We start from the raw sequence: 18,137 nt of genomic DNA, 5'->3' as shown, positions 1-18,137 counted from the left end.
GATCAGTGGCGACCTTCGCGCGTGCCTTCACGGTCTGCGCCGAACTCCTCGGCGAACACCGACTCGTACTGCTTCATGAAATCGGCGGCGGCCTCCACGAACGTATGGCCGACCTCCCCGGTGTCCTGCTTGACCAGTTCCTCGATGTAGCGGTTGACGCTCATCCCCCGGGCCAGGGCGCGCTCGCGGGCGGCGCGGGCCGTGCCCTCGTCCACTCTCACGTTCAGCTGGGTCTTCGCCATACTTCGAAGCTAGCGCGGGAGTGCTAGCACCGGCAAGGGCGCCGGCCGAAGTCGGCGGCTCTCCGGGGAAGTGATGGTGCCCCTTACACCGATATCAGGGGCCCGACCTGGGGTGGAGAGCGACCAGGACCTCGGGGGGATACATCTGTGCGATGGATCACATTACGCTCGGCGGGGACGAGAGTCGTGACGTCCCTGAGGAGGCGGTCTTGTCCACAGCAGCTGCCCAGTTCGTCCCGGGCCCCGCCTCGGCGGACGGGATCGCGGCCCGCGCCCGAGGGCTGACCAAGGCGTACGGCTCGGGCGAGACGACCGTGCTGGCCCTCGACGCGGTGGACGTGGACATCGCCCGCGGCCGCTTCACGGCGGTCATGGGGCCGTCGGGCTCGGGGAAGTCCACGCTGATGCACTGCCTCGCCGGCCTCGACAACGTATCGGCGGGGCAGGTCTGGCTGGGCGACACCGAGATCACCGGACTGAAGGACCGCGAGCTGACCCGGCTGCGGCGGGACCGGATCGGGTTCATGTTCCAGTCGTTCAACCTCATCCCGACCCTGAACGCGGCCGAGAACATCACCCTGCCCATGGACATCGCCGGCAAGAAGCCCGACGAGAAGTGGCTGGAGCAGGTCATCGACACCCTCGGGCTGCGGGACCGGCTGCGGCACCGCCCGTCACAGCTCTCCGGCGGCCAGCAGCAGCGCGTCGCCTGCGCCCGGGCCCTCGCCTCCCGGCCGGAGCTGATCTTCGCGGACGAACCGACCGGCAACCTCGACTCGCGGGCCGGCCTGGAGGTGCTCGGCTTCCTGCGCGAGGCCGTCGACCAGCTGGGGCAGACCGTCGTCATGGTCACCCACGACCCGGGCGCCGCCGCCCACTCCGACCTGGTGCTCTTCCTGGGCGACGGGCGGATCGTGGACGAGATGCAACGGCCGACCGCCGAGGCCGTGCTGGAGCGGATGCGCCTGTTCGCCGGGGGCGGCGGCTCGGCCGTGCCGTCCGAGGAGAGCTGACCCCGTGCTGAAGGCGACGCTCAGGAGCTTCCTCGCCCACAAGGGGCGGCTGCTGCTGTCCGCACTGGCGGTGATCCTGTCCGTGGCGTTCGTCGCGGGCAGCCTGATCTTCTCGGACACCGTCAGCCGCACCTTCGACCGGCTCTTCGCGTCGACCGCCGCCGACGTGACGGTGACCCCGAAGGAGACCTTCGACGAGACGATCCCCTCGGGACAGACACTGACCCTGCCGGCCTCGCTCGCCGACCGGCTGGCCCGCGTCGACGGAGTCGCGTCGGCCCGGCCGGACGTGGACGTCGAGGGCATCACCGTCGCGGACGAGGACCGCGAGTCGGTGGGCCCGACCACGGGCGCTCCCACGATCGGCACCGCCTGGAACCCGACCGAGCGCAGCCCCGTGGAGCTCACCTCCGGGCACGCCCCGAAGGGCGACGGCCAGGTCATGATCGACGCGGACACCGCCGACGACAAGGACGTAAGCATCGGCGACCGCCTCACGGTCATCGGACAGCAGGGCTCCTTCCGGGTCGAGGTCGTCGGCGTCGTCACCTTCACCACCACCAACCCCGGCGCCGCGCTGGTCTTCTTCGACACCCCGACCGCGCAGACGAAGCTGCTGGGCGACCCGAAGGGCGCGACCAGCATCTCCCTGGACGCGGCCGAGGGCGTCAGCGACCCGCAGCTCAAGCAGCGCGTTGCCGACGCGCTCGGCGACGACGGCGGCGCCTACGAGCTGCGCACCGCCGGCGAACAGGCCGAGTCGGACGTCGAGCAGCTCGGCGGATTCCTCGACATCATCAAGTACGTCATGCTCGGCTTCGCCGGGGTCGCGGTCCTCGTCGGCGTCTTCCTGATCGTCAACACCTTCTCCATGCTGATCGCCCAGCGCACCCGCGAGCTGGGCCTGCTGCGGGCGCTCGGCGCGGACCGGCGCCAGGTGCGGCGCTCGGTGCTCACCGAGGCGCTGCTGCTCGGCCTGGTCGGCTCGACGGCCGGCCTCGCGGCCGGGATCGGCCTGGCCGTCGGGCTCATCGAGCTGATGGGTCTGCTGGGCATGAACATCAGGGCGTCGGAAATGGTCGTCGGCTGGGGGACGCCGGTCGTGGCGTACGTAGTCGGCCTGGGCGTCACCTTCGTCGCGGCGTACCTCCCGGCTCGCCGGGCGGCCGGCGTCTCGCCGATGGCCGCCCTCGCGGACGCCGAGATCGCCGAGATCGGGCGGCCGCTGCGGCTGCGCGCGATCCTGGGCACGCTGGTCGGCGCGGCCGGCGCGGCGGCCCTCGTGGGCTGTGCCGTGGCGTCGAAGACCTCCTCGGCGGCGTCCCTGCTGGGCCTCGGCGTCCTGCTGACCCTCATCGCGACCGTGATCGCCGGACCGCTGCTCGTACGCCCCCTCATCCGGGTCCTCGGCGGCGGCTTCCCGGCGCTGTTCGGCTCGATCGGCCGGATGAGCCAGCGCAACGCCCTGCGCAACCCGCGCCGCACCGGTGCCACCGCGGCCGCCCTGATGGTGGGCCTCGCGCTGGTGGGCGGGATGTCGGTGGCGAGCGCCTCGATGACCAAGTCGTTCGACCAGCAGATCGACAAGACGCTGGGCGCCGACTTCGTGGTCCAGAACGGCAACTTCGTGCCCTTCCCACGGGAGATCACCGAACGCATCCGCGCCACCGAGGGCGTGGGGCTCGTCGTGCGCTCGCAGTTCACCACGATCGCGGTACGCCTCCCGGACGGCGACCGGGTGAAGACGACCGCCGCCGGCTACGAACCCGAGCTCGACAAGGTCGCCAACATCACCTACGCGCGGGGCGACTCGGCCGCCGCGCTCGCGGCCGGGCACCTGGCCATGGACAAGGACTTCGCCGAGGACCACGGCGTACGCGTCGGCGGCACCGTCCCCGTCGAGTTCCAGGGCGGCCGGCAGGCCGAGCTGACCGTGAGCGCCCTCACCGACCAGGAGTCCGCCGACGGGTTCGGCAGCCAGGGCGGGATCTACTTCGGCCTGGCCACGCTGGAGAAGTACGCGCCGGGCGGGCAGGACGCGGCCGTGTACGTCAACGCCGCCTCCGGCACGAGCGCGGACGACCTGCGGGCCGGACTGGAGAAGACCCTCGACCCCTACCCCCAGGTGCAGGTCCGCGACATCGCCGACTACAAGGACCTGGTGCACGACCAGATCGCCGTACTGCTCTATCTCGTGTACGCCCTGCTCGGCCTCGCGATCATCATCGCGGTGCTCGGCGTGGTCAACACCCTTGCCCTGTCGGTGGTGGAGCGCACCCGGGAGATCGGGCTGCTGCGGGCCATCGGGCTGGCCCGGCGGCAGTTGCGCCGGATGATCCGGCTGGAGTCGGTGGTGATCGCCGTGTTCGGCGCGGTGCTGGGCCTCGCGCTGGGGCTGGTGTGGGGCGTGTGCACCCAGCAGGTGCTGGCCCTCCAGGGCATGACCGCGCTGGCGATCCCCTGGGGCACGATCGTCGCGGTGGTCATCGGCTCGGCGGTCGTCGGCGTCGTGGCGGCGCTGCTGCCGGCGTTGCGTGCATCGCGCATGAATGTGCTGGCGGCGATCGCGCACGAGTGATGGAATCGCGGCGGATGCTCAAGTCCCGTGCAGGTGAGGAGAGTTCATGTCGCAGCCGGTGAGTCCGCGTCCGTTCCGCTTCGGCGTCAACCTCATGACCTCGGCCCCGGCCGACGAGTGGCGGGCCAAGTGCCGCCGTGCCGAGGAGCTCGGCTACGACGTGATCCTGGTCCCCGACCATCTGGGCATGCCCGCGCCCTTCCCGGCCCTGGTCGCGGCGGCCGAGGCGACCGAGCGGCCCCGGCTGGGCACGTTCGTGCTCAACGCGGGCCTGTGGAACCCGGCGCTGCTCGCCCGGGAGGTGGCGACGACCGACGCGCTGACGGGCGGGCGGCTCGAACTCGGGCTGGGGGCCGGCTACGTACAGGCGGAGCACGACGCGGCGGGGCTGCCGTTCGGCACTCCCCGCGAGCGCGTGGACCATCTGCGGCGCACGGTGGAGGAGCTCGACCGGCTGCTCGGGTCGGAGTCGTACCGGCCCGAGCCCGTCCAGAGGCCGCGTGTGCCGCTGCTGATCGGCGGCAACGGCGACCGCGTCCTGCGGCTGACCGCGCGGCACGCCGACATCGCGGCCTTCGGCGGCGCGTACCCGGATCCGGCGAGCACGACCGGCCGGCTCGTCCCCGTCACGGCCGACCGGCTCGACGAACGGGTCGCCCGCTACCGGAAGTTCGCGGCCGACCGCGCCGAGCCCGCCGAACTGAACCTGTTGCTGCAGATGGTGACCGTGACCGAGGACCGCGCGGCCGTGGTGCAGCCGCTCCTCGACCGGGTGCCGGAGCTGACCGCGGAGGAGGCCCTGGCCCTGCCCATCCTCCTGATCGGCACCCTGGAGCAGATCACCGCGCAGGTGCTGGCCCAGCGGGAACGGTACGGGTTCTCGTACCTGACCGTCCTGGAGCCGTACATGGAGGCGTTCGGTCCGGTGATCGAGGCGTTGCGCGGCAAGTAGCCGTCCGGATTGCGAAATTCCGCGTCCCGTCCGGATGGCGGAATTCCGCGTACCGACCGGCCGCAGGTGATGGGATCACGGCATGACTGATCTGCGGATACGGGCCGCGACGACCGCCGACCTCGACGCCGTCCTGGCCTTCTGGAAGACGGCCGCCGAGGGCACGAGCATCAGCGACGACCGCGACGGCGTGGAGCGGCTCGTCGCCCGCGACCCCGAGGCGCTCATCCTGGCGGACCTGGACGGCGAGCTGGTCGGCACGGTGATCGCCGGCTTCGACGGCTGGCGCTGCCATCTGTACCGACTGGCGGTGCACCCCGAGCGCCGCCGCCGGGGCATCGGCGCGGCACTGCTCGCCGCGGCCGAGGAGCGGTTCGTAGGGCTCGGCGGCCGGCGCGGCGACGCGATGGTGCTCCAGCGCAACGAGAACGCCCATCATGCCTGGCGCGCCGCTGGGTACACGCCCGAGGAACAGTGGCGGCGATGGGTGAAGCGCCTCACGGACTGAGCCCATCGAACCGCTTTGCCGATCCTTTACTATTGGGGAACCCGCTTCGGTTCTCCGGTGAAAGGTGTGAGCGTCCGCCCATGGGCGAGCCTCCCAGTAGCAGACATCGCGCGATCCTCCCCGCCCTGTCCGACCATGGGACGGAGGTGACCCGATGACCGAAGTGCTCCTCCTTCTGGTGGCGATCCTGCTGTCGCTCGCCTGCGGTGCCTTCGTCGCGGCCGAGTTCTCGCTGACCACGGTCGAGCGCGGCGAGCTCGAGCGGGCCGCGGAGCGCGGCGAGCGGGGTGCCGCCGGGGCCCTCAAGGCCGTCCGGAACCTGACCTTCCAGCTTTCCGGCGCCCAGCTCGGCATCACGGTCACCAACCTGGTCGTCGGCATGCTCGCCGAGCCCTCGATCGCCGCGCTCATCGCGGGCCCGCTGGAGTCGATCGGCATCTCCCGCTCCACGGCGAGCTCGATCGCGCTGGTGATCGGCACCGCGCTGTCGACGGTCGTGCTGATGGTCGTCGGCGAGCTGGTCCCCAAGAACTGGGCGATCTCCTCACCGCTGGCGGTGGCCAAGCGGGTCGGGAACGCCCAGCGCTGGTTCAGCGCCGTCTTCCGCCCCTTCATCACCCACCTGAACAACACGGCGAACCGCATCGTGCGCCGCTTCGGCGTGGAACCCACCGAGGAGCTCGCCGCCGCGCGCGGCCCCCAGGAGCTGGCCGCCCTCGCCCGGCACTCCGCCCGCGAGGGTGCCCTGGAGGCGGACACCGCCGAGCTCTTCGTACGGACGCTGAACCTGGCCGACCTCACCGCCGAGAACGTCATGACGCCGCGCGTCCAGGTCGTCGCCCTCGACGCCCAGGCGACCTGCGAGGACGTGGCCAACGCGACCCGGGCGACCGGGCTGTCCCGGTTCCCCGTCTACCGCGGCAGCCTCGACGCGGTCGTGGGCACCGCGCACATCAAGGACATCCTGGCGGTCCCCGCCGAGCGCAGGCCCCGTGTCTCCGTCGCCGAGCTGATGCGCGAGCCGCTCCTGGTCCCGGAGACGCTCACCGTCGACCGGCTCCTCGACCGGCTCTCCGGCAAGCGCACCATGGCCGTGGTCATCGACGAGTACGGCGGCACCGCGGGCGTGGCCACGCTGGAGGACATCGTCGAGGAGGTCGTCGGCGAGGTGCGCGACGAGCACGACCCGCACGAGACCCCCGACATCGCGCCCGCCGGCAGCGACGACGAGGGCCGGGCGCTGTACTCGGCCGACGGTTCGGCGCGGGTGGACCAGCTCGCGCGGGTCGGCCTGCGGGTGCCCGAGGGGCCGTACGAGACGCTGGCCGGTCTGGTCGCGGCCGAGCTCGGCCGCATCCCGGCCGTCGGTGACCGCGTCGAGGTCGCCGGCTGGCGGCTCGACGTGGTGGACGCCTCGGGGCGCCGGGCCGCGCGGGTGCTGCTGCACTCGCCGCTCGACGACGCGCCGGAGCAGGAGCAGGAGAAGGAGGACGGACGATGACCGCCGTACAGCTCTTCATCGGATTTCTGACGCTCGTCGTCAACGCCTTCTTCGTGGGTGCCGAATTCGCGCTGATCTCCGTGCGCCGCTCCCAGATCGAGCCGTACGCCGACCAGGGCGACCGGCGCGCCAAGAGCGTGCTGTGGGGTCTGCAGCACGTGTCCGCGCTGCTGGCCGCCGCGCAGCTCGGCATCACGCTGTGCACGCTGGTGCTCGGTGTGGTCGCCGAGCCGGCCATCGAGCACCTGCTGGAGCCGGTGTTCCACGCGGTGGGCGTGCCGGAGGGCGCCGGGCACGCGGTCTCCTTCGTGATCGCGCTGGCCCTGGCCACCTACCTGCACATGCTGCTCGGCGAGATGGTGCCGAAGAACATCGCGCTGGCCGAGCCGGTGCGCAGCGCCCTGATGCTCGGTCCGCCGCTGGTCACGCTGGCGCGGGCGCTGCGGCCGGTGATCTTCACGATCAACGCGTTCGCCAACGCGCTCCTGAAGCTGCTGCGCGTCGAGACGAAGGACGAGGTCACCGCGACCTTCTCGGATGCCGAACTGGCCCGGCTGGTGCGGGACTCCGGCGAGGCCGGCTTGATCGACGACCGCGCCCGGGAGCGGCTGCACGACGCCCTGGAGCTGGGCCGCCGGCCGGTGCGCGACGTGGTGCTGCCGCTGGAGCGGGTCGTCTACGCGCGCGTGGGCGTCACGCCCGAGGAGCTGGAGCGGCTGTCGGCCGAGTCGGGCTTCTCCCGCTTCCCGGTGGTCGACGAGGGCCGTCACATCGTCGGCTACCTGCATGTGAAGGACGCGCTGGACGCCTCCCCGCGGGACGTGCCGTTCCAAGTGGCGGACATGCGGCCCATCGCCCGCGTCCGGGAGACCACGCCGCTGGACGACGTGCTCACGGCGATGCGGGGCAGCCGTACGCATCTGGCGGCCGCGCTGGGCAGTGACGGCCGGCTGGCCGGGCTGGTGACCATGGAGGACGTGCTGCGAGAGCTGTTCGGGCAGCGCGCCTGACGGCCTCACGGAAGTGGTGCCCGACCCGACCGACCGACGGGTATGGAGATCGGGCTACCATTTCTGTCGCCATGCAGACGAATCCCACATACAGCAGCCTCGTCGCGGTCGGCGACTCCTTCACCGAGGGCATGTCGGACCTGCTCCCGGACGGCTCCTACCGGGGCTGGGCCGACCTGCTCGCCGGGCGGATGGCCGCCCGCACCCCCGGTTTCCGGTACGCCAACCTCGCGGTGCGCGGAAAGCTGATCCGGCAGATCGTCGACGAGCAGGTCGACGTGGCCGCCGCGATGAACGCCGACGTGATCACGCTCGTCGGCGGGCTCAACGACACACTGCGGCCCAAGTGCGACATGGGGCGGGTGCGCGGCCTGCTGGAGGAGGCGGTCGAGAAGCTCGCCCCGTCCTGCAGGCAGCTGGTGCTGATGCGCAGCCCGGGCCGCCAGGGGCCGGTCCTGGAGCGGTTCCGGCCGCGTATGGAGGAGCTGTTCGCCTGCGTCGACGAGCTGGCCGAGCGGCACGGCGCGATCGTCGTCGACCTGTACGGGGCGCCGTCGCTCTCCGACCCGCGTCTGTGGGACGTGGACCGGCTGCATCTGACGGCCGAGGGCCACCGCCGGGTCGCCGAGGCCGTGTGGCAGACGCTCGGCTACGACGGTGAGGACACCGAGTGGCGTACGCCGATGCCCGCCACGGTGCCGCCGGGGTGGGTGACGCGGCGGGTCGCCGACGCGCGGTTCGCGCGTCAGCATCTGCTGCCGTGGATCGGACGGCGGCTGACGGGCAGGTCGTCCGGGGACGGCATGCCGGCGAAGCGGCCGGATCTGCTGCCGTACGAGGGGCCGACGGGGCCGGCGGCGTAGGCCCGCTCGGACCCGGGCCTACGCCTGCCCGCCGCCGGACCGCCCCGGCGCCCTGCGCGCTACCGACGGGACGCGGCCCGGCTCCGCCGGTACATCACGGTTCCGGCGATCAGCAGCGCCCCGCTCGCGGCGATGCCGCCGATGATGCTCTCGGCGCCGGTCTCGGGCATGTGCGGCTTCCCGGGCGGCGTCTTGGTCGGAGCCGGGGTGGGCTCGTGGGTGGGCGGCTCGGTCCTGGTCGGGCCGGGAGTGGGCTCGCAGCCGTAGCCGCAGTCGTAACCGTTCTCTTCCTCGTGCCCGTAGCCGTAGCCGTAGCCGTGGGCGGTGGGCTCTTCGGGGCCGTAGCCATAGCCATAGCCATGCTCCGTCGGCTTCTCCGAGCCGTAGCCGTGGTCATCGGGCTCGTCCGAGCCGTAGCCGTAGCCGTGGTCGCGCGGCTTGTCCGAGCCGTAGCCGTCGTCGGCCGGCTTGTCCGAGCCGTAGCCCTCATCGGTCGGCTTCTCCGAGCCGTAACCGTGGCCTCGGTCGGTCGGCTTCTCCGAGCCATAGCCGTCTCCCCGGTCGGCCGGCTTCTCGGAACCGTAGCCCTGGCTGCTCGGCTCGTCGGTGCCGTAACCGGAGTCGCCATACCCCGAGGTGGTTTTTTCCGAAGGGCTCGGCGGATCCCACTTGCTGAGCTGGTCGTTCACCTCCTGGAATTTCTCGTGCGCCTCGCCGATCCTTTCGTGCATCTTGCCGAGCTTCTCGTCCAGCTCGGCCAGCCCGTCCGAGTCCCAGGGATCCGTACGGCCCGTCAGCGCGGCGGCGGAGTTCACCGTGGCCCCTTGCAGGCCAGGGGCCGCGGACGCGCAGGTGCCATAGAGGGACAGGGCGCTTGTCGCGGCGGCGGCCACGATCAATCCCCTGGTCAGAGCCTGTCGCATTCTTGTTGTCTCTCTCTCGGACGAAATGGGGAAGCCGACGTCGGTCATTGACGCGTTGTCGTCGATTGCCGGGATTCGCGAGGTCGTCGCAGGAGTCGGGATTCCGCTCGGCCAAACTCGCCACGACTTGCAGACTATGAACGAAATGTGGAGGCCCCGGGAAACGTGGACGCGTCGACGACCGGTGAATTCACCCGATCGCCCGCCGATATCGTCCGACTCAAGGACCGGCGACTTCACGGCCCGGCGAGCACCTCTGACCTGGGGTGCTCGCCCGGCGTCGGCGGCGGGCGCCCCGGGGACGGCGGGTAAACTCCCTACACGTGACTTCTGCGCCCGCCAAGCCCCGCATCCCGAACGTCCTCGCCGGACGCTACGCCTCCACCGAGCTCGCCACGCTCTGGTCCCCCGAGCAGAAGGTGAAGCTGGAGCGCCGGCTCTGGCTCGCCGTGCTGCGGGCCCAGAAGGACCTCGGCATCGAGGTGCCGGACGAGGCGATCTCCGACTACGAGCGCGTCCTGGACACCGTCGACCTGGCCTCCATCGCCGAGCGTGAGAAGGTCACGCGGCACGATGTGAAGGCGCGGATCGAGGAGTTCAACGACCTCGCCGGGCACGAGCACGTGCACAAGGGCATGACGTCCCGCGACCTGACGGAGAACGTCGAGCAGCTTCAGATCCGGCTCTCGCTGGAGCTGATGCGCGACCGCACGGTGGCCATCCTGGCGCGCCTGGGCAAGCTGGCCGGCGAGTACGGCGAGCTGGTCATGGCCGGCCGCTCGCACAACGTCGCCGCACAGGCCACGACCCTGGGGAAGCGGTTCGCGACCGGAGCCGACGAGTTGCTCGTCGCCTACGGCCGCCTCGAGGAGCTGCTGGGCCGCTACCCGCTGCGCGGCATCAAGGGCCCGGTGGGCACGGCGCAGGACATGCTGGACCTGCTCGGCGGGGACGCGTTGAAGCTGGCCGAGCTGGAGGACCGGATCGCCGCACACCTCGGCTTCTCGCAGGCGTTCACCTCGGTCGGCCAGGTCTACCCGCGCTCGCTGGACTACGAGGTCGTCACCGCGCTGGTGCAGCTGGCGGCGGCGCCGTCCTCGCTGGCCAAGACGATCCGGCTGATGGCCGGGCACGAGCTGGTGACGGAGGGCTTCAAGCCGGGCCAGGTCGGCTCCTCCGCGATGCCGCACAAGATGAACACCCGCTCCTGCGAGCGCGTGAACGGCCTGATGGTCATCCTGCGCGGCTACGCCTCGATGACCGGCGAGCTGGCGGGCGACCAGTGGAACGAGGGCGACGTGTCCTGCTCGGTGGTGCGCCGGGTCGCGCTGCCGGACGCGTTCTTCGCGCTCGACGGTCTGCTGGAGACCTTCCTGACGGTGCTCGACGAGTTCGGCGCGTTCCCGGCGGTCGTCGCCCGCGAGCTGGACCGCTACCTGCCCTTCCTCGCCACCACCAAGGTGCTGATGGGCGCGGTGCGCGCCGGTGTCGGCCGTGAGGTGGCGCACGAGGCGATCAAGGAGAACGCCGTCGCCTCCGCGCTGGCGATGCGCGAGCAGGGAGCCGAGCGCAACGAACTGCTCGACAAGCTGGCCGCCGACGAGCGCATCCCGCTCGACCGCGGCGCGCTGGACGCGCTGATGGCCGACAAGCTGTCCTTCACGGGCGCCGCGGCCGCCCAGGTCGGCGTCGTCGTCGGCCGGATCGAGGAGATCGTGAAGCAGCGCCCGGAGGCCGCCGGTTACACGCCCGGGGCGATCCTCTGAGGTCCCGCACGGGATGACGCGCTTCACCGCCGAGCAGTTGGAGGCCGCCCGCGACCGTCTGGTGCCGGACGTCGTCGCGGACGGTCTCCATGTGCTGTTCTGCGGCATCAACCCCGGGCTGATGACAGCCGCGACCGGCCATCACTTCGCCCGCCCCGGCAACCGTTTCTGGCCGGTCCTGCACCTGTCCGGGTTCACGCCGAGGCTCTTGAAGCCGTCGGAGCAGGGTGAGTTGCCGTCCTACGGGCTGGGCATCACGAACGTCGTCGCGCGGGCGACCGCGCGGGCCGACGAGCTGAGCGCCGAGGAGTACCGCGAGGGCGGGCGGCTGCTGACGGCCAAGGTGGCGCGGCTGCGGCCGCGCTGGCTGGCCGTCGTCGGGGTCACCGCCTATCGCGCGGCGTTCGACGACCGCAAGGCGCGGGTGGGTCCGCAGGAGCGGATGATCGGGGACACGCCGGTGTGGGTGCTGCCGAACCCGAGCGGGCTGAACGCGCATTGGACGGCGGCGACGATGGCGGAGGAGTTCGGACGGTTGCGCAGGGCGGCCGGCGAGGTCTGACGGGTCGGGATGCTTCGGGCCGTCCATGTGATCCAGTATTGCGGCCGCCTCTGACAATGGGTGTCGGCTGAGGCGTCGTCGCCCGGGGGTCAGGCATCCCGGCGTCGCACGCTCCACGCTCCCGCCAGCAGCGCCGCCGCCGTCCACAGCGCGGTGACCGCGAGGCCCGACCACGGCCCGAGCGTTCCGTCGTAGCTCTGGTGAAGGGCGATCTGTCCTGCCTTGTCGGGCATGAAGTCCGCCACGGTGCCGGCGGCGTCGCCGACGACGAAGGACACCACGAGGACGAACGGGATCAGGATGGACAGGGTGGCCACTCCGCTGCGGAGCAGGGCGGTGAGGCCGGCCGCGAACAGGGCGATGAGCATGAGGTAGATCCCGCAGCCCAGGACGCCACGGACCTGCTGGGTCGTCGTGAGTCCGCTCGCCGCCGAACCGAGTGCCGCGCGTCCCACGAGGAACGCCGTGACCGCGGTGACCAGTCCGACCAGCAGCGTAGGCACGGCGATGGCCGTCATCTTGGCCGCGAACCAACGCCCGCGCCGCGGCACCGAGGCGAGGGACAGCCTCAGCGCGCCGCCGTGGTACTCCGAGGACACGGCCAACGTGCCGAAGGTGATGGCGGCGATCTGGCCGGGCAGGACACCGGACAGCGCGGTGAAGAGCGGGTCGAACCCCGGGTCCGAGCTCCCGTCGGAGCCGGCCGGCGCGGAGAACGCCGTGGTCACGGCGAACAGCGCGAACAGCGCTCCGGGCAGCGAGCGCAGCGTACGGATCTTGAGCCATTCCGCGTGGAGTACGGGCGCGAATGCCATGGTCAGACCTCCTGGGGCTGGGCGGTGAACTCGGCCTCGGCCGCGGTCAGATCGAGGTAGGCCTGTTCCAAGGTTCCTTCCTCCGCGGCGAGTTCGAGGAGGGGGACGCCCGCTTCCGAGGCAAGCCGGCCGATCTCGTCCACGCGCGCGTGGCGCACGGTCCAGTGCCCGTCCTCGTGGTGGACGGCGTCGTGCCCGTGCCGGGCGAGCGCGCCCTCGAGTGCCGCGGCGTCCGTGGTGCGGACGCGGACGCGGGGTTCCACGCGCGCGTGGATGAACTCCCGCATCGGGGTGTCGGCCAGCAGTCGTCCCCGGCCGAGGACGACGAGGTGGTCGGCGAAGGACGCGGTCTCGGTCATGAGGTGACTGGAGACAAGGACCGTGCGCCCCTGCCCCGCGAGCCGGCGCAGCAGCTCGCGGATCCAGATGATGCCCTCCGGGTCGAGTCCGTTGGACGGCTCGTCGAGCAGGACGACCTCGGGGTCGCCGAGGAGGGCCGCCGCGATGCCGAGCCGCTGGCGCATGCCGAGGGAGTACGTCCGCACCCGGCGCCGCGCGACCGAGGCGAGCCCCGTCTCCTCCAGCACCTCCTCGACCCGCCGGCCCGCGATGCGGTTGCTCGCGGCCAGGACGCGCAGGTGGTCGCGGCCGGTGCGGGAGCCGTGCGCGGCCTGGGCGTCGAGCAACGCGCCCACGTGGCGCAGGGGTTCGCGCAGGTCGGCATAGGCGCGGCCGCCGATCGTGGCGGCTCCGGACGTCGGCCGGTCGAGGCCTAGGACGAGCCGCATGGTGGTGGACTTTCCGGCGCCGTTGGGGCCGAGGAAGCCGGTGACACGGCCCGGGAGGACAGAGAAGGTGAGGTCGTCCACGGCTCGTCGGGTGCCGTACTCCTTGATGAGGGCCTGGACTTCGATGCTGGTCATGGCAGCAGCCTGGCCGCACGGTGCGGCCCGGCTCCTCCCCCGCCGGTGGAGATCGTCTCCCCCGTGCGGGGGAGGTCCGTTGTCAGTGGCGGCTGGCACGATGACGAAATGGTCCGCTTGCTGCGCCCGTTCGGCCGGGCGGTGACGTACACACGACTGCTGCACCTGTTCATCGGCGTCGTGTGGCCGAGCATGTGGCTGTTCGTCCAGGAGGTGTGGTGGATCTGGCTGGTGGCCGCCGTGGCGCTCGCCCCCGCCGCGCTGGTGCCCGCGATGCGGACCGCGGAGGGCCTCCAGGCGAGACTGCTGCTGACCGGTCACCGGCACGACGAGGCGAGCACCGACATCGTCGTGGCGCCGTCGGCCTCCTGGGGCGACCGGGGACGGCTCGTCGTCTGGCTGGAGGCGCGGCTGCTGCTCGGCTACGTGACCACGACGGTCTGTGCCCGACTGGTCTTCGTCGTGGTGGACTTGCTGTCGGCGCCGTTCGAGCGTGACGTCGCGGAGGCCGGGCCGCTCCTCCTCGACGGCCACCATTGGTGGCACGTCCTGCTCGTGCCGCTGCCGCTGGCCCTCCTGGCGGCGACCGTGCTGGGCGCGGGCGGGCTCATCACCGCGCTCGCGCTCCGTCTGCTGGGCCCCTCCCCCGCCGAGCGCGTCGCCGCCCTGGAGGAGCGCACCGAGCAACTCCTGGAGCGCACCCGGATCGCCCGTGAGCTCCACGACTCCATCGGCCACGCCCTGACCGTGGCCGTCGTGCAGGCGGGCGCGGCCCGGGCGGCCGGTGATCCCGCCTTCACCGACCGGGCGTTGGCCGCCATCGAGGAGACCGGCCGGGCCGCCCTGGAGGACCTGGAGCGCGTCCTCGGCGTTCTGCGCGAGTCCGGGCGGCCGGTCGGCGGCCGGCCCACTCTCGCGGACGCGGACCGGCTGCTGGAGTCCGCGCGGGCGTCGGGCGCGAAGGTCGACGTCGAGACGACGGGACCACTGGACTCCGTGCCCGGCCCGGTCTCCCGGGAGGGCTACCGCATCCTGCAGGAGTCGCTGACCAATGTGCTGCGGCACGCGGGTTCGGTCCCGGCCCTGGTCCGCATCGCCGTGACGGGCGGCACGCTCACGCTGGAAGTCCGCAATCCGCTCACCGCCGGCATACCCGGGCCCGGCAGGGGCAGCGGGCTGCGCGGCATCCGCGAGCGCGCCGCCCTGCTGGGCGGACAGGCGCGCACCGGGCCCGACCGAGGTGACTGGCAGGTGCATGTGGAGCTGCCGGTGAGTTGATCTAGGCTGGCCGGATGCCGGTGACCGTTCTCCTCGTCGACGACGAACCCCTCGTACGGGCGGGTCTGCGAGCCGTGCTGGAGGCGCAGCCCGACATCGAGGTCGTCGGGGAGGCGGCCGACGGGGCCGCCGTGATTCCGCTGGTGCGGCAGCTGCGGCCGGACGTGGTCGCCATGGACGTACGGATGCCGCTGCTGGACGGGATCGAGGCCACGCGCGCGGTGCTGCGCACCGTCGACGAGCCGCCGAAGATCCTCGTCGTCACGACCTTCGAGAACGACGAGTACGTGTACGAGGCGCTGCGGGCCGGTGCCGACGGCTTCCTGCTGAAGCGGGCGCGGCCGGCCGAGATCGTGCACGCGGTGCGGCTGGTCGCCGAGGGCGAGTCGCTGCTGTTCCCCGCGTCGGTGCGGCAGCTGGCCGCGCAGTACGGCGACGACGGCGGGAACCGGGCGGCGCGCGCGGTCCTGGAGCGGGCCCGGCTGACCGAGCGGGAGGCCGAGGTGCTGCGGCTGATGGCGCGCGGGCTGTCGAACGCGGAGATCGCCGTCCGGCTGGTGGTCGGGACGGAGACGGTGAAGTCCCATGTGAGTTCCGTGCTGGCGAAGTTGGGGGCGCGGGACCGTACTCAGGCGGTGATCACGGCGTACGAGTCGGGGTTCGTGGCGCCGGGGTGAGTGCTGTCGGGGGCGGACCGCTGCCGGGCGGCGGGGAGGTCCGCGACGCCCACCACTCGCCGGGGTCGGTCCCGGCGAGTAGCATCCGCCCAACATGCGCACGAGCTGGGAGGACGGACGTTGGGGCAGCTGACCGGCGGGGATCCCTCGCTGCTGCGAAGGATCAACTCCGCGGTGGTGCTGCACGCGCTGCGTGCCACGGACGCCGCCACGCTGACGGAGATCACCCGCGTGACCGGACTGTCCCGGCCGACCGTCGAGGGCGTCGTCGAGGGGCTCATCGAGGTGGGGTACGTCGTCGAGAAGGCGGCGGACGAGAGTGTCGTGCGGCGCCAGGGCCGGCCCGCGCGCCGGTTCCGGTTCCGGGCCGAGGCGGGGCATCTGCTGGGCGTGGACGTGGGCGCGCATCGCATCGCCGCGCTCCTGGCGGACCTGGACGGCCGGATCCTCGGTGCGATCAGCAAGGACGTCGACGAGGCGGCTCCGGCCGACGAACGACTGGAGCGGGTGCGTACGGCGGTGGCGGAGCTGCTGCGCCGGGCCGGCGTGGCACGCGGCTCGCTGCGGGCCGTGGGGGTGGCGACGCCGGGCATCGTGGAGGCGGACGGCACGGTGCGGCTGGGCGCCGCGCTGCCGGAGTGGACGGGGCTGCGGCTCGGCGAGCGGCTGAGCCGGTCCTTCAAGTGCCCGGTCCTGGTGGAGAACGACGCCAACGCGGCGGCGGTCGCCGAGCACTGGAAGGGTTCGGCCCGGGAGACCGACGACGTGGTGTTCGTGCTGGCCGGGCTGAGTCCGGGCGCGGGTTCGCTGATCGGCGGGCGGTTGCACCGGGGGTTCGGCGGGGCGGCCGGCGAGATCGGCGCCCTGCATCTGCTGGGCCGCGAGGCGACTCCGGAGACCCTGCTGTCCACCACCGACGAGCCGCTGCGTCCCCTCGACGAGCACGCCGTCGCCGAGGTGTTCGCCAAGGCCCGCGAGGGCGACCAGCGGGCCCGTGAGGCCGTCGACCGCTTCATCCAGCGCCTGGTCCACGACGTGGCCGCGCTCGTCCTGGCCCTCGACCCCGAGCTGGTGGTGATCGGCGGCTGGGCGGCCGGCCTGGACGGCGTGCTGGAGCCGCTGCGCCGCGAACTGGCCCGCTACTGCCTGCGCCCGCCGAACGTCGCCCTGTCCCTGCTCGGCGAGGCGGCTGTCGCGACGGGTGCGCTGCGGCTGGCCCTCGACCATGTCGAAGAGCAGTTGTTCGCGGTGGAGGGGACGGTCACGGCGCGCCGCTGACGGGCACCTGACCGGCCGACGGCGTGCCGGCCCCGGGGCCGCGCACTCCCGGCACTCGCGCTCCTGGCACTTGTACTCCCGGCACGAGATGCCTCGCGCCCCGGGCGGATGGCCCAGGGCGCGAGGCGTGTCCGGTACGGCGGTCAGGACGCTCGGCGTTCGGGGTCCTCGTGGATCTCCACGCGGCCCGAGTCGCCGAAGGTCAGCCGGCAGGTGTCGGCACGGTAGGTGGCGACGGAGAGCGCGGCGATGCGGCCCTCGGCGAGGTAGCGGGTGGTCACGACGAGGACGGGCGCCCCGGGGAGGCGGTCAAGCTCCTTGGCGTCGTCCGCGCGGGCCGAGCCCAGCTCCACGGCGCTCTCCTGCCCCTCCAGCCCCAGGCGGTGCAGCTCGCGCAGCACGGCACGCGCGCGTGCCGGTCCGGAGGGGGCGTCTATGCCGGAGAGGTCGGGCACCGACAACTGCGGGATGTAGAGCAGTTCGGCGGCGACGGGCTGGCCGTGCGTCACGCGCGAGCGGCGCACGATGTGCACGGCCTCGTCCCGGTCGCGCTCGAGGATGTCGGCGACGGACGCGGGAGCGGCCGCCAGGGTGCAGTCGGCGGCCTGCCAGACGTCGTCGGCGGCACCCGGCCAGGCGTGCTGCTCGGTGCCGACGGCCACGCCCACGCGCGGCGGGGCGACGGTCGTACCGACACCGCGGCGGCGCTGCAGCCTGCCTTCCAGTTCGAGCTGTTCGAGGGCCTGGCGGAGGGTGGCCCGGGCGACGCCGAAGCGGGCGGCCAGGTCACGTTCGTTGGGCAGGATCTCGCCCACGGAGAACTCCGAGTCCAGTGCCTCACTGAGCACGGTCCTCAAATGCCAGTACTTCGGTTCCGGCACCGATTCCAGTTGCGTGGTCCCCACCCTGTCCTCCGCAATCGCCGTGTCCCGGCGGCGTTTTAGCGCCCTTGTTTATTAAAGGTTGTTGCACTTATCAGCGACGATAGGGCGGCCCTCACCCTTGGTCAATACCAATCCTCCATCCCTTGGCCACGCGCGGGCGCGCCGCCCGGGAACGTTCACGGCACGTTCGTACAGAACGGTCTTTGTTACGTGACGGCAAAGCCCCCGTCGCATCGAGGGGGCTTTCCGGGCGGACCGCGCGGCGGGCCCTAGGTGTATTGACCCGCAGCGTTGTTCACGCGGCTGATGGGTGGCTGGCCTGCGAGTGCGGTGTGGCAGCGGTGGTGGTTGTAGGTGTGCAGGA

General features: G+C 72.2%; 17 protein-coding genes. 12 read left to right on the top strand and 5 right to left on the bottom strand.

All coding sequences use genetic code 11. From position 1 onward, the window contains the following. Positions 1 to 2: 2 nt before the first annotated feature. A complete protein-coding gene (locus ACIRD7_RS36385; RefSeq protein WP_184843152.1) occupies positions 3 to 242 on the bottom strand; it encodes a toxin-antitoxin system HicB family antitoxin in 240 nt (79 codons plus the stop codon). A 209-nt stretch (positions 243 to 451) separates the two neighbouring features. Here ACIRD7_RS36385 and ACIRD7_RS36380 point away from each other — a divergent pair, with 209 nt between their 5' ends. From ACIRD7_RS36380 to ACIRD7_RS36350, 7 genes are all read left to right on the top strand, one after another. Then, entirely contained in the window at positions 452 to 1,255 is an 804-nt protein-coding gene (locus ACIRD7_RS36380) for an ABC transporter ATP-binding protein (protein ID WP_403460148.1), read from the top strand. 4 nt (positions 1,256 to 1,259) lie between these two features. Beyond that, positions 1,260 to 3,833 carry an ABC transporter permease gene (locus ACIRD7_RS36375; RefSeq protein ID WP_403460147.1) on the top strand — a complete coding sequence of 858 codons (2,574 nt, stop codon included), beginning with the start codon at positions 1,260 to 1,262 and terminating at the stop codon, positions 3,831 to 3,833. Between the two features lie 46 nt (positions 3,834 to 3,879). After that, positions 3,880 to 4,785: an LLM class F420-dependent oxidoreductase gene (locus ACIRD7_RS36370; protein WP_403460146.1), complete on the top strand. Its 906-nt coding sequence runs from the start codon at positions 3,880 to 3,882 to the stop codon at positions 4,783 to 4,785. Between the two features lie 82 nt (positions 4,786 to 4,867). Next, positions 4,868 to 5,293 carry a GNAT family N-acetyltransferase gene (locus tag ACIRD7_RS36365; RefSeq protein WP_403460145.1) on the top strand — a complete coding sequence of 142 codons (426 nt, stop codon included), beginning with the start codon at positions 4,868 to 4,870 and terminating at the stop codon, positions 5,291 to 5,293. Between the two features lie 154 nt (positions 5,294 to 5,447). Next, positions 5,448 to 6,794, top strand: coding sequence for a hemolysin family protein (locus ACIRD7_RS36360; RefSeq protein ID WP_403460144.1), 1,347 nt, complete (start codon positions 5,448 to 5,450; stop codon positions 6,792 to 6,794). Continuing rightward, entirely contained in the window at positions 6,791 to 7,804 is a 1,014-nt protein-coding gene (locus ACIRD7_RS36355) for a hemolysin family protein (RefSeq protein WP_403460143.1), read from the top strand. Before ACIRD7_RS36360 ends, ACIRD7_RS36355 begins: the two co-directional genes overlap by 4 nt. Before the next feature lie 71 nt (positions 7,805 to 7,875). Continuing rightward, on the top strand, positions 7,876 to 8,667 hold the full coding sequence (locus tag ACIRD7_RS36350) for an SGNH/GDSL hydrolase family protein (protein ID WP_403460142.1): 792 nt from the start codon (positions 7,876 to 7,878) through the stop codon (positions 8,665 to 8,667). A gap of 59 nt (positions 8,668 to 8,726) precedes the next feature. Here the strand turns inward: ACIRD7_RS36350 and ACIRD7_RS36345 are convergent, their stop codons facing one another. Next, on the bottom strand, positions 8,727 to 9,482 hold the full coding sequence (locus tag ACIRD7_RS36345) for a hypothetical protein (RefSeq protein WP_403460141.1): 756 nt from the start codon (positions 9,480 to 9,482) through the stop codon (positions 8,727 to 8,729). Positions 9,483 to 9,913: 431 nt separating this feature from the next. Here ACIRD7_RS36345 and purB point away from each other — a divergent pair, with 431 nt between their 5' ends. Next, positions 9,914 to 11,356 (top strand): adenylosuccinate lyase, encoded by a 1,443-nt coding sequence (gene purB, locus ACIRD7_RS36340; protein ID WP_403460140.1) that lies wholly within the window; start codon positions 9,914 to 9,916, stop codon positions 11,354 to 11,356. Positions 11,357 to 11,369: 13 nt separating this feature from the next. Further along, complete coding sequence (mug, locus tag ACIRD7_RS36335) at positions 11,370 to 11,918, top strand: G/U mismatch-specific DNA glycosylase (RefSeq protein ID WP_403460138.1); 549 nt, start codon at positions 11,370 to 11,372, stop codon at positions 11,916 to 11,918. 89 nt (positions 11,919 to 12,007) lie between these two features. Here mug and ACIRD7_RS36330 read toward each other — a convergent pair whose 3' ends face one another. After that, positions 12,008 to 12,733, bottom strand: a complete 726-nt coding sequence (locus ACIRD7_RS36330) for an ABC transporter permease (RefSeq protein WP_403460137.1) — start codon at positions 12,731 to 12,733, stop codon at positions 12,008 to 12,010. Positions 12,734 to 12,735: 2 nt separating this feature from the next. Then, the gene (locus ACIRD7_RS36325) at positions 12,736 to 13,656 is read right to left on the bottom strand and encodes an ATP-binding cassette domain-containing protein (RefSeq protein ID WP_403460136.1); all 921 of its coding nucleotides are present in this window, start codon (positions 13,654 to 13,656) and stop codon (positions 12,736 to 12,738) included. A gap of 108 nt (positions 13,657 to 13,764) precedes the next feature. Between ACIRD7_RS36325 and ACIRD7_RS36320 the strand changes: the two genes are divergently transcribed. The 3 genes from ACIRD7_RS36320 (at position 13,765) to ACIRD7_RS36310 (ending at position 16,889) form a co-directional block, all read left to right on the top strand. After that, a complete protein-coding gene (locus tag ACIRD7_RS36320; RefSeq protein ID WP_403460134.1) occupies positions 13,765 to 14,934 on the top strand; it encodes a sensor histidine kinase in 1,170 nt (389 codons plus the stop codon). A 14-nt stretch (positions 14,935 to 14,948) separates the two neighbouring features. Then, positions 14,949 to 15,611, top strand: a complete 663-nt coding sequence (locus ACIRD7_RS36315) for a response regulator (RefSeq protein ID WP_403460133.1) — start codon at positions 14,949 to 14,951, stop codon at positions 15,609 to 15,611. A 120-nt stretch (positions 15,612 to 15,731) separates the two neighbouring features. After that, a complete protein-coding gene (locus tag ACIRD7_RS36310; RefSeq protein ID WP_403460132.1) occupies positions 15,732 to 16,889 on the top strand; it encodes an ROK family protein in 1,158 nt (385 codons plus the stop codon). A 143-nt stretch (positions 16,890 to 17,032) separates the two neighbouring features. On the opposite strand, the gene ACIRD7_RS36305 is transcribed toward ACIRD7_RS36310, so the two are convergent. Next, positions 17,033 to 17,794 (bottom strand): GntR family transcriptional regulator, encoded by a 762-nt coding sequence (locus ACIRD7_RS36305; RefSeq protein ID WP_403460131.1) that lies wholly within the window; start codon positions 17,792 to 17,794, stop codon positions 17,033 to 17,035. Positions 17,795 to 18,137 lie beyond the last annotated feature (343 nt).

Source organism: Streptomyces sp. NPDC093568, assembly GCF_044764945.1.
GTDB lineage: Bacteria > Actinomycetota > Actinomycetes > Streptomycetales > Streptomycetaceae > Streptomyces.
The sequence above is the reverse complement of the archived record's forward strand: the minus strand, read 5'-3'. Positions and strand labels throughout refer to the sequence as shown.